Annotated in this window: 9 protein-coding genes and 1 pseudogene; 1 reads left to right on the forward strand and 9 read right to left on the reverse strand. The window is 71.5% G+C overall.

The window, feature by feature from the left end; genetic code table 11:
* Positions 1–6 precede the first annotated feature (6 nt).
* The 9 genes and pseudogenes from BMX74_RS46150 to BMX74_RS39935 all read right to left on the reverse strand — a co-directional run bounded on the left by BMX74_RS46150 (position 7) and on the right by BMX74_RS39935 (position 11,402).
* Positions 7–336 carry a thioesterase II family protein gene (locus BMX74_RS46150; RefSeq protein ID WP_143078928.1) on the reverse strand — a complete coding sequence of 110 codons (330 nt, stop codon included), beginning with the start codon at positions 334–336 and terminating at the stop codon, positions 7–9.
* Between the two features lie 404 nt (positions 337–740).
* A pseudogene (locus BMX74_RS46815) lies at positions 741–830 on the reverse strand (hypothetical protein); the annotation flags it as partial.
* A gap of 272 nt (positions 831–1,102) precedes the next feature.
* Positions 1,103–3,118 (reverse strand): phosphocholine-specific phospholipase C, encoded by a 2,016-nt coding sequence (locus BMX74_RS39905; protein WP_091105613.1) that lies wholly within the window; start codon positions 3,116–3,118, stop codon positions 1,103–1,105.
* A 15-nt stretch (positions 3,119–3,133) separates the two neighbouring features.
* On the reverse strand, positions 3,134–5,005 hold the full coding sequence (locus tag BMX74_RS39910) for a glycoside hydrolase family 5 protein (protein ID WP_091105615.1): 1,872 nt from the start codon (positions 5,003–5,005) through the stop codon (positions 3,134–3,136).
* The gene (locus tag BMX74_RS39915; protein WP_091105616.1) at positions 5,005–7,005 is read right to left on the reverse strand and encodes a beta-galactosidase; all 2,001 of its coding nucleotides are present in this window, start codon (positions 7,003–7,005) and stop codon (positions 5,005–5,007) included. The genes BMX74_RS39910 and BMX74_RS39915 overlap by 1 nt, the downstream gene beginning before the upstream one ends.
* 4 nt (positions 7,006–7,009) lie before the next feature.
* Positions 7,010–7,849 carry a carbohydrate ABC transporter permease gene (locus BMX74_RS39920; RefSeq protein WP_091105618.1) on the reverse strand — a complete coding sequence of 280 codons (840 nt, stop codon included), beginning with the start codon at positions 7,847–7,849 and terminating at the stop codon, positions 7,010–7,012.
* A gap of 2 nt (positions 7,850–7,851) precedes the next feature.
* The gene (locus BMX74_RS39925; protein ID WP_091105619.1) at positions 7,852–8,820 is read right to left on the reverse strand and encodes a carbohydrate ABC transporter permease; all 969 of its coding nucleotides are present in this window, start codon (positions 8,818–8,820) and stop codon (positions 7,852–7,854) included.
* A gap of 2 nt (positions 8,821–8,822) precedes the next feature.
* Positions 8,823–10,091: an ABC transporter substrate-binding protein gene (locus BMX74_RS39930; protein WP_055502034.1), complete on the reverse strand. Its 1,269-nt coding sequence runs from the start codon at positions 10,089–10,091 to the stop codon at positions 8,823–8,825.
* Positions 10,092–10,196: 105 nt separating this feature from the next.
* Positions 10,197–11,402, reverse strand: a complete 1,206-nt coding sequence (locus tag BMX74_RS39935) for an ROK family protein (RefSeq protein WP_055502033.1) — start codon at positions 11,400–11,402, stop codon at positions 10,197–10,199.
* A gap of 104 nt (positions 11,403–11,506) precedes the next feature.
* On the opposite strand from BMX74_RS39935, the gene BMX74_RS39940 reads away from it, so the two are divergent.
* The gene (locus tag BMX74_RS39940) at positions 11,507–13,585 is read left to right on the forward strand and encodes an alpha-galactosidase (RefSeq protein ID WP_091105621.1); all 2,079 of its coding nucleotides are present in this window, start codon (positions 11,507–11,509) and stop codon (positions 13,583–13,585) included.
* Positions 13,586–13,594: the final 9 nt, after the last annotated feature.

Genomic DNA, 13,594 nt, shown 5'->3' on the forward strand with positions numbered 1-13,594 from the left:
CCTGGTTCACCCCAGCCGGTCCGCGATCAGGGACGTCACTGCCGAGGGGTTGTCCAGGTGGAACAGGTGGCCGCCGTCCACGACGTGCGGCCGCGACGCCTCGGACGACAGGCGAGCCCAGCGCCGCACGACCTCCGGGCCCGCCAGCGGGTCGCGGCTGCCCGCGAGCGCCACCACCGGCAGCGGCTCGGGACGTGGCAGCCGGTACCGGGCCGGCCACTCCAGGCCGGCGCGCGGCACCCTGGTGACCCGCGCGCGCAGCGCCTCGTGATCGGCCACCGCCGCGGGCACGCCGCCCAGCTCGACGGCCGTCCCGAACAACCGGGCGTCCGGCATCGCGCTCCACCGCGCGGTCGCCGGTGGTCAGCGCGGCGGCGAGCGGCGCCGGATCGAAGGCGGGCGGCTCGGCGATCCTGTTCTCCCTGCCGGGAAGCTGGATCGGCTGCACCCGCGACCCGTCCGGCAGATGCCGGCGCCAGCGCAGGTAGCCGAGTCGTCGTACGGCGGGATGTCGGTGCCCGCCGAGCAGTGCGAGTCCACCCGAACCCCGGGCCCGCCGGGCAGGTCGCACACGGTCAGCCTGCCGGGCGTCGGCGCGAAGTCCGCCGGTGACCGTCTCGGTGACCGGGTGCTCGACCTGGATGCGCGCGTGCACCTCCATGAACCAGAAGCGTCCCGCCGTCGTCCAGCAGGAACTCCATCGTGCCCGCCCCGACGTGCCCCATGGCCTTGGCGCCGCGCAGCGCCGTTTCGCCCATCTGGTCCCGCAGCGTCGCGTCGAGCGCGGGAGAGGACGCTTCCTCGATGAGCTTCTGGTGCCTGCGCCGCACCGAGGCCGTGCCGTGGTGGTCGGCGAGGATCTGGAACTCGACGTGTACGCCGCGATGGTGGTCCCGGTCAGTACGGCCGCCGTCACCGCGAACGCCGGAGGGCCACGAAGGGCAGCAGGGGGAGGCAGGTCAGCGACCTGGTGATCCCGATGACGCCGAAGGCGGCGTGCCGGTCGGGCACCGCCTCGGCGAGCGCGTCCACACGGCGTGGAGCGCGCCCGCGAGCAGCACCACGCGCGGCGGAGAACTTGATGAACCCCGGAACGAGGACGTCAGCCGGAGACGCCGGCACGGCCGTTCTCGAGGTGGCCCATCACGCGCCGGTGGAAGGACGGGTCCTCGGCGACGGTCAGCCGCAGGTCGTACCAGCCGGACGCGGTGTCCCAGTCGAGGACCGTCCGCTCCCCGGCCGCGACGAGCACCTCGCGCCGGCCGGAGCCGTAGGCGAGCGCTTCGAGTGCGAACGTCAACGGCGCCGGTCCGGGGTTGGCGATCGTCACCGAGAGCCGGTGGCCCGCACCGCTGGAGGAGACCGCCACCCGGGCGGCGGAGCCGGTGCGGGAGCCGGCGAATTCGCGCCGGAACCCGTTCGGGCCGGTGAGGGTCAGCCGGTATCCGTCCGCCCCGGCGGGCACGGTGACGGATTCCGTGCCGAGCACGTCGAAATGGCGGGGGGACGCGAATTCCCCGGCGTACGGGTAGAGCGCGAGATGGCTGCCTCGATCCCCGACGTCGCTCATGGTGACGATGATGGCGTCGTCCGCCAGGACGGCGGACGCCTCCGGCCGGTAGGGCAGCGGCCGGGCGGGCCGCGTTCCGTGTTCTTGCGCGGCGAGCCGTCCTCGCGCGGGGGGAGTCGCCGGCCAGCGCACCCGGAACGGGGGGACAGCCGGGGCTGTGCCGCTGTCCGGCCCCGGCACGGCCGTCGGCACGGAGGGAGCGGTGGGGCGGAAGTCGAACGCCGAGGTGAGGTCGCCGGCCACGCGCCGTCGCCACGAGCTGATGTTGGGTTCGGCGACCCCCAGCCAGCGTTCCACGAACCGGATCGTGGACGTGTGGTCGAACACCTCGGAGCAGACGTGTCCTCCGGCGGTCCACGGCGACACGACCGTCATCGGCACCCGGTAGCCGAGCCCGATGGGGAGCCCGTCGATGAACTCGTGCTCGGTGCCTTCCGGCGGCAGCGGCGGCGGAACGTGGTCGTAGAACCCGTCGTTCTCGTCGAAGGTGAGGAACAGCGCCGTCCGTTCCCAGACCGCCGGGTGGGAGGCGAGGGCGTCCAGGATCTCGCGGACGAGCCCGGCGCCGTGCGCGGGGCTGGACGGGTCGGGGTGCTCGGAGTACGCCTCCGGCGCGACGATGTAGGAGACCTGCGGAAGCCTTCCCCGCGCCACGTCGGCGCGGAAGGACGCGGCGAGCCGTCCGGGCGCGACCCTGGACAGTCCGCGCCGGTAGGCGTCCAGGTCCGCCGGGGCGAGTCGCGCGACTCCCTTCTCCAGCGCCGCGAGCATCTCCTCACGCTCCGGTTCGGGCAGCGTGGCGATCGATGCGTAGAAGGAGTGCAGGCTGCGGAAGGGCGTGTGGGCCAGGGCCTGACGCGCGACCCTCTTGAAGGACGCGAAGAAGTCCAGCGCGTTGCACTGGTAGTTGTCCCACTCCTGGTAGACCCGCCAGGTCTTGCCCGCCGCCGTCAGCCGCTCGGGGTAGGAGGTGTGGGTGTAGCCGGGGTGGGTGTCCTCCGCGCAGGCGTCGTTCGCCGTGGTGCGCCGCCCGGACGGCTCGTGCCCGGCGGTTCCTGACCAGTGGTAGAGGCGGTTGGGGGTCGTCGGCCCGAACATCGAGCAGTGATAGGCGTCGCACAGGGTGAAGGCGTCGGCCAGCTCGAACTGGAACGGCAGGTCACGACGGTCGAAGTGGACCATCGCGCCCGCTCCCTTGCCCGCGATCCAGCCGTCGTGCCAGCCGTCGCCCCGGGTCCGCTGCCCCGTGTCCCACTCGTGGTCGACGCCCTCGACGTATTGGAGGTCGCCTTCGGTCAGGTCCCGGTCACCCGTGCCCGCGCGTACGGGGTAGGGGAGGACGCCGGACTGCTCGAACACCGGCCGGCCGTTTCGCAGCGTGACGGCGTTGCGGTCGCCGAATCCGCGTACTCCGCGCAGCGTCCCGAAGTAGTGGTCGAAGGAGCGGTTCTCCTGCATGAAGAACACGACGTGCCGGATCGAGTCGAGCCCCCCGGGCGGCGCCGGCCGGGCCAGCGCCGCCCGCAGGGACGGGGGAAGAACGGACAAGGAGGTGGAGGCCTTTCAGAGCGTGCGGCAGTACAGGGCGTCGGGGGTGCCGTAGCGGCCGATCGCGTTGGAGAAGGCGATTCCGGCGGCGTACTCGTCGGAGGCGCACTGCGCCTTGTAGTAGCCGGAGGCGTAGTCGCCGCCCTCGCCGGACGCGGGGCGGCTGTCGCCTCTGTCGTCCCACAGGGTCCGGCCGGCGCCGGCCAGCGGGCTCCTGCCGGGCGCGCAGAGGATCGCCGACACCTTGTCCCCGCGCAGGCTGTAGCCGATCATGAACTGGCCGGTGGGGCACTGGTACTTGGTGAAGCCGGTCGCCCAGTCGGTCGTGACGTTCTCACTCTTCACCACCTTGGGGTCGCCTGACTGCCACAGGCTCGCCGCTCCGGCGTCCGTGCACAGGCCGCCCCGGCCCTTCTGACTGATGCCGATCAGGCGCTGGTCGTCCGGGCAGGACAGCTTGCGGGCGCCGGAGTCCCAGTCGCCACGGGCGCGCATCCGCGCGGACTGGTTCGCGTCGGTGTGGACGGCCTGCAGCATGGACCAGGTACGGACGGGCGCCACCTGCCCGGTGTGCCCGGTGGCGGCGATCAGGCGGCGCCAGTGCGCCCCCCGCCAGTCGTCGGCGTCGGACACGGCGCGCAGGCCGCCGTCGGCGGCGTAGCGGACGAGGCCCCAGGTGTTGCCCTGGTCGTTCTCCTGGAAGCCGACCACCGGCCAGTACGCGAAGTCGACGTCGTCCTCGATGAGGAAGTCGACCATGTTGGCGAACCAGGCCTTGTCCTTGTCGGTGGCGACCTTGCCGACGCCGAACTCGCTGATCCAGACGGGGGCGGTGAAGTGCCGGTCCGGGGTGGTCGCCACGTAGGTGGCGGTGTCGCGCATGGCGGTGAAGAGGTCGGCGCGGCTCAGGTCCCGGTATCTGGCGTCGTGGGTCTCGCCCGGTCCGTCCGCGCCGGTGTGCCGGGGGCCGGTGTAGCCGTAGAAGTGCGCGGCGTAGACGAGCTTGTGCGAGCGGACGAGCGTCTGCGAGAGCGTCGCGACCGGTTTGAGCAGCGGCCTGTCATGCCAGATGCCGTCGGCCGGGATGCCTGACCAGTTGATGCCCTCGATCATGACGAGCATGTCGGGGTTGGCCTCGGTGAGGATGCGGTCACCGGCCCGCTGCGCGGCGGCGGCCCAGTCGTGGTCGTCGCCCCAGCCCCAGTTGGGGTTGTCCCAGGTGTCGCGGCGTACCTCGTTGCGCAGGTCGGCGCCGACGACCCGCTTGTTGGCCCGGTACCGCCGCGCCATGAAGACCCAGTCGTCGAGCCATTTCTGGGTGGTCTGGCTGCTGTTCCACCGTTCGTTGCCGTCGAGGCCGCAGCACCAGCGGGTGGTGGTCGTGTGGTTGTTGAGTATGACGGCGAACCCGTCGGCGGTGAGCGCCTCGACGACCTTGTCGTAGACCTGAAGAGGAGTGAGGCCGCGCAGCTGCGGGTTGGCGGCCACGCCCGCGTCGGTGACGGGCCGCGCGTCGGTGAGCATCTCGTTGGAGAACGGCAGGCGGATGCTGTTGACGCCGAGCGTGTGGAAGTCCGCGATCAGCTTGCTCATCGGCGCCCGGTCCAGGCCGAGCGGGACGCGGTGAGAGGTCTCCGAGGCGTAGTTGTTCGCCGGGTCCTCGTCGTCGCCGCTGCCGGTCCAGGTGCCGCTGGCGCCGTGCCAGTTGCCCGACTGCAGTTTGAACCGCTTGCCGGTGGAGTCCACGATGTAGCGGCCGCGGGTGCTGAGCGGTCCTTCCCAGGACGCCGCCAAGGGGGTCGGCTCGCCGGCGGCCGCGGGAGGGGAGACCACGGCCAGGCCGCCCAGGGCGGTGGCGAGAACCGTCAGGAGCGCTCCTGATCGCATCAAGACACCTCAGATCGGGAGTGACGCGCGAGAACCGCGACGTCGCGGGGGTGGAGGGTGACCTGCTCGACCTCGGGACGCCCGGGGGCGAGCAGGTGGTGGAGCGGGTGGGGCAGATCGACCGTGCGGGCCTCGTCGGTGTGGTTGAGCAGCAGCAGGAACTCCGCGCCCCCTCCGGTGCGCGCCGCGGCCTGCACGCCGTCGGGCAGCCCGCGGAGCACCGGCTCGGCGCCGGCCTCGGCGAGCGCCTCGGCGAGGACCGCGCGCATGATCTTCTCGTCGGGGCGGGTGGTGACGTAACGGGCCGTGCCCGTGCCGAACCTGTTCCTGGTCACCGCGGGCGTGCCGTCGGGGAAGGCCAGCAGGACGTCCGCGCCCTCGACGCGTACGTCCTCTCGCCACAGGTCGGCGGTGCCGTCCCCGAGGAGGAACACCTCGCCCTCGGCGGCGGGCCGGAACTCCTCGACGCGCAGGCCGAGCGCCTCGCGGAGCGGCCCCGGGCAGCCGCCGGGGTGGACCCGGTCGTTGCCGTCCACCACGGAGGTGAAGAACGACACCAGCAGGTGGCCTCCGGCCGAGACGTAACCGGCCAGTCCGTGCGCGTGCTCGTCGGTGAGGAGGTAGAGGTTGGGGACCACGACCAGTCTGTACGGGGTGAGGTCGGCGCCGGGCGGCAGCACGTCCACGCCCACGCCGAGGTCGAACAGCGGGCCGTAGTGGTCCAGCGCCCGGTCGACGGCCTTCAGCCCGTCGGACGGCCGGGAGTCCAGTTCGAGCGCCCACCAGCTGTTCCAGTCGAACAGCACGGCCACGTCGTTGGCGACGCGCGTCCCGGCCAGTTCCGGCACGGCGGCCAGTTCGGCGCCCAGGGCGGCGACCTCCCGGTGCACCCGGGTGTCCGGACCCGCGTGCGGCACCATCGCGGAGTGGAACTTCTCCGCGCCGCCGCGTGACTGCCGCCACTGGAAGAAGAGGACGGCGTCGGCGCCGTGCGCGATGGCCTGCCAGCTCCACAGGCGCATCAGGCCGGGCTCCTTGACGCCGTTGCGCCGCCGCCAGTTGACCGCCGACGGCGCCTGTTCGACCAGGTACCAGGGGTCGCCGCCGTGCGCGCCGCGCGCGAGATCGTAGGCGAGGCCCGCCGCCACGTGCGAGCGCGGACAGAACGGGTCGGGGTAGCTGTCGAGCCCCACGATGTCCATCCGGTCGGCCCAGGAGTGCAGGTCCACCGGTTTGTGGTGGGCGAGGAAGTTGGTCAAAACGGGCACATCCGGGGTGACCCGTCGCAGGATCGCCGCTTCGATCTCGAAGCAGGCGCGCAGCGCCTCGTTGCTGAAGCTCTTGAAGTCGAGTTGCTGGGCCGGGTTGGCGTACGTGGGCGCGAGCCTGGGGGGCAGGATCTGGTCGAACGAGGTGTAGCGCTGGGACCAGAAGTCGGTGCACCAGGCCGCGTTCAGCGCTTCGACGTCGCCGTATCGCCGGCGCAGCCAGCGGCGGAAGTCGCGGGCGGACTCCTCGCAGAAGCACTCGGCGACGTGGCAGCCGTACTCGTTGCCGACGTGCCAGAAGCCGAGGGCGGGGTGGCCCTGGTAGTGCGTCGCGAGCGCCTCGACCAGCTTGGCGGCCCGGTCGCGGTAGACGGGGCTGGACGGGCAGTAGTGCTGGCGGCCGCCGGGCGCGAGGACGGTGCCCGACTGGGTGACCGGCAGGATCTCCGGGTGTTCCGTGGCCAGCCAGGGTGGCGGGGAGGCGGTCATGGTGGCGAGGTCCACGGTCACCCCGGCAGCCGCCAGTTCATCCATCACCGCGTCGAAGTACGAGAAGTCGTATTTGTCGGGCGCGGGCTCGACCCGCGCCCATCCGAAGACGCCGACGGTGACCAGGTTGACGCCGGCCTCGGTCATGAGGCGCACGTCCTCGGCCCGGACCTCGTCCGGCCACTGCTCGGGGTTGTAGTCGCCGCCGAAGCCGAGGCCGCCCAGGCGGTCGGTGAAACTCATGTGCTCAGTCCTTCATTCCGGTGGCGGCGATGCCCTGGACGATGTAGCGCTGCGCGAACAGGAAGACCGCGACCAGCGGGAGTACCGTGACGACGGCGCCGGCGAAGAGCGCGGGGAGGTTGATCGACTGCGAGGTCAGGAACGTGGACAGCGCGATCTGGGCGGTCCACGACTCCGGGTCCTGGCCGATGACGAGGGGCCAGAGGAAGGCGTTCCAGCTCTCGATGAACGCGAGTGCGCCCAGCGAGGCGAGCAGGGCCCCCGAGTTGGGCAGCGCGAGCCGCCAGTACACGCCCAGGTGGCCGAGGCCGTCCAGGCGGCCCGCCTCCTCGATCTCCTGCGGGAACTTCAGGTAGAAGTTGCGGAACAGCAGCACCGAGAACGCGTTGAACAGGCCGGGGACGATGACGCCCCAGAGGGTGTCGACCCCGCCCATCGCGCTGACCAGCACGAACGTGGGCACGAACGTGGCCGAGGCGGGGATCATCAGCGTGACGACGATGAAGGACATGACCACGCCGCGGCCGGGCACCGAGATGCGGGCCAGGGCGTAGCCGGCCATCGAGCCGAGCAGGGTGGAGACGGGCGCGGTGACGATCGCGATGACGAAGGAGTTCCCGAGCGCGCCCGCCATCGGCACCGACGGGTCGTCGAACAGGTCCGTGAAGCCCTGCAGGGTGAACGGGTCGGGCAGCCAGCGCCAGTCCGGGTCGGTGACCTGCGTCCCGGTCATCAGCGCGGCGCGCAGCATGACGTAGAAGGGCGCGAGGAACAGCAGGGCGGCGACGCCGACGACCAGGTAGGTCAGGATCGTCGCGGGAGTCCCGCGCGTGGTCTCGCGCATGGTCAGTCCTTCCGCCCGAATCCGACGAGGCGTCCCTGCAGGAGGGTCACCAGGACGATGAGCAGCGTCAGCATGAACGCGCCCGCCGAGCCCACGCCGTAGTCCTGGCCCTTGAGCGCGGTGTCGTACAGGAACACCAGCGGCGGCCGTACGGGTGCGGTGGCGTTGCCGGTGGTGGTCATGAACACGTTGTAGAACTCGTCGAAGGCCTGGAACGCGGCGATGAGGATCAGCATCAGGATCGCCACCGACGTGTTGCGGAGCATCGGCAGGGTGATGTGCCGGAACTGTGCCCGTCGGGACGCACCGTCCAGGGAGGCCGCCTCGTACAAGTGGACCGGGATGGCCTGGAGGCCCGCCAGGAACAGGATCATGTAGAGGCCGACCTGAAGCCACAGGCGCAAGGTGATGATCACGATCCAGTACAGGGGCGGGTCGGTGCCGGCGATCCAGGACTGGACGTCCCAGCCGAACAGCCCGCCGATGGTGTTGGCGACGCCGGACGGCAGGCCGTTGAACAGGCTCATCTTCCAGACCAGCGCGGCGACGACGTAGGAGACGGCGGCCGGGAGGAGGAAGCCGGTGCGGAAGAAGGCCCGGCCCCGGCGTACGCCGTGCAGCAGCACCGCGAGCCCGAGCGACATGCCGAACGTCACCGGCACGATGAAGATCGTGAACAGGACGATCCCGGTCATCGAGGACCGGAACGCCTCGTCCTCCAGCAGGAACGCGTAGTTGTCGAAGCCGACCCAGGATCCGAGGTCGACGGTGCCGCGCGCCTCGCTGAAACTGAGCAGGAAGCTCCAGCCGATGGCGGTGTACTTGAACAGGCCGAGGCCGACGACCATGGGCGCGGTCAGCAGGGTGAACGCGCCCACGGCCTTCCAGTCGGTCCGTCGTCCGCGCCGGCCGGGCCGCACCCCGGCCGGGCGGGTGGCCGTCGCCTGCCTGGCCGTGACGGTGTCCGCCATGCTCAGGCCAGCTGCTTGTCGAGCTCGGCCTGGGCCTTGGCCGCGGCCTCGTCGAGCAGTGACTTGGCGTCGCCCCCGCTCTTGGCGATCTTCAGGACGGCCTGCGCGAACGCGGAGTCCATGGCGGTGTTCCACAGGTTCGGGTAGGCCTTGCCGGTGTTCGCCAGGATGTCGGCGGCGTCCTTCGCCGGGCCGGAGGTGAACTCGGTGGTCCGCGCCGCGACACTCTTGCGCGACGGCACGTGGAACCCGTAGCTGACGCACCAGTCCTTCTGCAGCTCCGCCTGCTTGATCCAGAGCCACTCGACGAACTTCTTGGCCTCTTCGACATGCTCGCCCTTGGCGTTCACGGCCGCGAACCAGCCGCCGATGCGGGAGACCGCCCGGCCCGAGTCGCCGAACTTCGGCCACGCGAGGACGCCGAAGTCGTCACCGAGCGCCTTCTTGATGGCGGGCATGGCCCACAGACCGCACCACTGCATGGCGGCGGCGCCCTGGATGAAGGCGCCCGGGTCGTACCAGTCGGTGGTGAAGTCCAGCAGCAGCGACTTGCCGTCATGCAACTGCTTGAGCCCGGATATCGCGGCGACGCCCTCGGGCGAGTTGAAGACGACCTTCCTGCCCTCGGGGTCGAGCAGGTCGCCGCCGTTGGACCACAGCAACAGGTACGCGGCGTTGCCGATGCCGTCGGAGCCGACGAACAGGCCCTTCTGCTCCCGGCTGGTGAGCTTCATGGCGGCGGCGGCCAGCTCGGCGAAGGTCTGGGGCGGTGCGACGGCGGCCTTCTCCAGGACGCTCTTGCGGTAGTAGAGGACCATCGCGTCGTCCATCATCTTCAGGCCGTGGAGCTTGCCGTCGGCCGTGGCGGACTCCAGCGACGCCTTGGAGTACTCGGCCTCCTGCCCCTTGACGATGTCGTCGAGCGGAGCCAGCAGGCCGTTCTTGACGTCGACGTACTGGAAGTCGCCGATCTCGAACAGGTCGGGCGCCTGCGGGGTGAGCAGCGTCGAGTGGAGCTTCGCCGAGTAGTCGCCCGCGATCCAGTTGACCTTGATGGCGACGTCCGGGTTGGCCTTGGTGTACTCCTTGGCGTACCGGATCACCGCCTGCTGGGTGCCGGCCTCGCCGTAGGCGTGGTACCACTGCTCCAGCGTGACCTTGGCGCCGGCCTTGACGGCGTCGCCCTTGCCGCACGCGGAGAGTGCCATGCCGCCGACGAAGAGGAGCGATCCGCCCAGGAAGGCGCGGCGGGATGTCAGGGAAGTGCTCATGTGGGGGGTTCCTTTCTCAGGGGCCGAGCCGCCCGCGGGTCCAGGACACGGGCCCGTGTCGTCGGAGACGGCGTGCAGAGCCTCCGCCCGGCGTTCCCGGGTCTGTCAGCCGGACGCGCTGACCATGCACTGGACGGCGACGGTCGCCGCCCCGCGCGCCCATTCCTCGAACGGCAGTGGGCGGATGGTCAGGCCGCACCGCCCCGCGCTGCCGTAGGCCTGGGCGGAGAACGCCTCGCGGATCGACTCCTCGAACAGGTCGTAGGCGTCGAGTCCTTCGCCGGACACCACGAGGCGTTCCGGGCCGAGGAGGTTCGCCACCACGGCCAGGCCGAGGCCGATGGCCCGGCCTGCGATGGCGAAGACCTTGCGGAGAACCTGGTCGCCCGAGCGGGCCAGATCGACCGCCTGGTCGATGGTGAGGTCGTCCACGCCGGTGGCGCGGCGCGCCTCGGTGAGCAGCGCCTGGGTGGAGGCCACGGCTTCGAGGCAGCCGGTCGCGCCGCAGTGGCAGCGCGGTCCGTCGACGCCGATCGGCACATGGCCGATCTCGCCGGACACGCCGAACGCGCCGGAGACGAGACCGCCGTTGACGACGAACGCGCTTCCTATGCCTGTGCCGACGGTGACCAGGGCGAAGGAGGACGTGCCGACGCCTTCGCCGAACCAGTGCTCGGCGACGGCGAGGGCCTTGACGTCGTTCTCCAGCGTCGTGGTGAGCCCGGTGGCCTCATCCAGCAGCGCGGCGAGCGGGACGTCCCGCCAGCCGAGGAAGGGCGAGTAGCGCACGGTGCCGGTGCCGCGGTCGACGTCGCCGGAGATGGCGACGCCGAGCCGATGGGTCCGCTCCCGGAAGCCGGGGTGCTCGTCCAGGAGCTCCGTGGTGAGCGCGGCGATGGCCGCGACCACGTCGGCGGGCTCCATGGAGGTGGTGGAGGCATCGGTCCGCACGTCGAACCCGGGCACGGGGCGGTGCCGGGAGGTCACGATCCGGGATCCGAGATCGGTCACCACGCCGATGAGGTCATCACCGGTGATCTTGATGCCGACGAAGTACTCACGTTCCGGCGCGATCGCCAGCGGGCTGGCTGGCCTGCCCGCGCCAGGCGCCGTCCGCCCGGTCGGTGCGAGCTCCCGCAGGTAGCCCGCCTCGATGAGGGGGCGGGCGGCTTTGGTCACGGCCGCGGACGAGAGGCCGGTGAGCCTGCAGACGTCGACCCGGCTCGCCGGGCCCCGGGTGAGGACCGTGGTGAAGACCGCCGCGGCGGCGGGGCTGGCGATGGGCGCCCCGGAGCCCTGGCTTCTCGGCATGGGGGAACGGTAGCCACGCTAATTAACTTCGTCAAGAATTTAATTCTTGGTCGTCGGGCTCTACACTTCCGGACCGTGCCGACCCACGCGAGGAGCGCCCCACAGTGATCGAGTTCGACGCCCGCCGACGCATCTGGCTGCTCAGCACGCCCACCACCGCGTACGCGCTGCGGCTGGACGAGGACGGCACCCCCCGGCACGTGCACTGGGGGCGTCCCCTGACGTTGGAGCAGGCAGCGGCCGTACCGCCCTTCCGCGACCCAGCCGACAGCAGCTTCGAGCACCCTCGGTCGGACGGGGCGGAGCTTCCCGTCGCCGGGTTCGGGCCACCCGCTCTCCAGATCCGCTTCCCCGGCGGGGGACGGGAGATCGAGTGGCGCTGTGACGGCCACACCGTCGAGGGCGGCCATCTGACGATCCGGCTGCACGACCGGCGCCGTCCGCTCGCGGCCGAGCTGCACTACCGGGTGCACGAGGACAGCGACGTCCTGGAGCGGTGGACCGTGCTGCGGCACACGGGGGGTGACGCGCCGTTGGAAGTGCTGCGCGTGGACTCGGCCGCGTGGAGCGTTCCCCACCTGGCGGGCTATCGGCTGAGCCATGTGACCGGGGCGTGGGGCAGCGAGTTCCGGCTGCGCCGTGAGGCCCTCCCCGGAGGGGAGACCGTGCTGACGAGCAGGCGAGGCGTGTCGGGGCATCACGCCAATCCATGGCTCATGATCGACGATGGTGGGGCCGGCGAGGAGCACGGGGAGGTGTGGAGCACCGCGCTGGCCTGGAGCGGGAGCTGGCGGATCACGCTGCACCGTTCACCGGCCGAGCGCCTGGGCTGGAGCGGCGGGTTCGGCCACGACGGCGTCACCTGGCGGCTGGAGCCGGGGGCGTCGCTGGAGACACCGGTCTTCGCGGGCCTGTACCGCCCCGACGGGTTCGGCGGGACGAGCCGGTCATGGCACGCGTACATCGCGCGGCATGTGCTGCCCGCGGGCTCGGAGTCGCGCCCGGTGGTCTACAACTCGTGGGAGGCGACCGGCTGGGCGGTGACGGAGGAGGGGCAGAAGAGGCTCGCGGCGCTGGCGGCCGAGATCGGCGCGGAGATGTTCGTCATGGACGACGGCTGGTTCGGCGCGCGCGACAGCGACGAGGCCGGGCTCGGCGACTGGGTGCCGAACCCCGGCAAGTTCCCCACGGGGCTGGACGGGCTGATCGCCGAGGTGCGCCGGCTCGGCATGCGGTTCGGGATCTGGGTGGAGCCGGAGATGGTCAACCCCGACAGCGACCTCTACCGCGCGCATCCCGACTGGGTGCTGCACGAACCCGGCCGAAGCCGCACGCTGCTGCGCAACCAGCTCGTGCTCGACTTCGGGCGGCCCGAGGTGGTCTCATGGGCGCACGACTGGCTGGACCGGCTGGTGGGCACACACCGGATCGACTTCCTCAAATGGGACATGAACCGGGCTCTCACCGAGGTGGGACGGCCAGGGGCGGGCGATCCGGGCCGGCCGTGGATCGACCACGTGCGCGGTGTGTACGAGGTGATGGACCGGCTGCGCGCCGACCATCCCCGGCTGCGGATCGAGACGTGCGCGGGCGGCGGCGGCCGGGTGGACCTCGGCGTGCTGCGCCGCGCCGACGAGGCGTGGACCTCCGACAACACCGACGCCGCCGACCGGATCGGGATCCAGCACGGGTTCGGGCAGATCTATCCCGCCCGGACGATGGCGGCCTGGGTGACCGACAGCCCGAACTTCCTGACCGGCCGCGATCTGCCGCTCCGGTTCCGATTCCACGTGGCCATGGCCGGAGTGCTGGGCGTCGGAGGCGACCTGTCGCGCTGGAGCGCCGCCGAGCGCGAGGAGGCGGCCGAGCTCGTCGCGCTCTACAAGGAGATCCGCCCGGTCGTGCAGCACGGCGTCCACTACCGGCTGGGGGAGCCGCCGCTGACAGGTGTCCAGTACGTCGCGGACGGCCGGGTCGTCGTGCTCGCCTGGCGGCTGTCGTCCTCCTTCGGGGCCCCGCCCGCGCCCCTGCGGTTGCGCGCCCTGGACCCGGACGCCCGCTATCGCGACGACGACACCGGCGCCGTTCATCACGGGGCCGTCCTGCTGGCCCATGGCCTCCCGCTTGAGCTGCCGGGCCGCGGCCACGCCAGCGCCCTCGTCCGCCTGACCCGGGTCGAGTGAAACGGATTC

Source organism: Nonomuraea pusilla, assembly GCF_900109355.1.
Classification (GTDB): domain Bacteria; phylum Actinomycetota; class Actinomycetes; order Streptosporangiales; family Streptosporangiaceae; genus Nonomuraea; species Nonomuraea pusilla.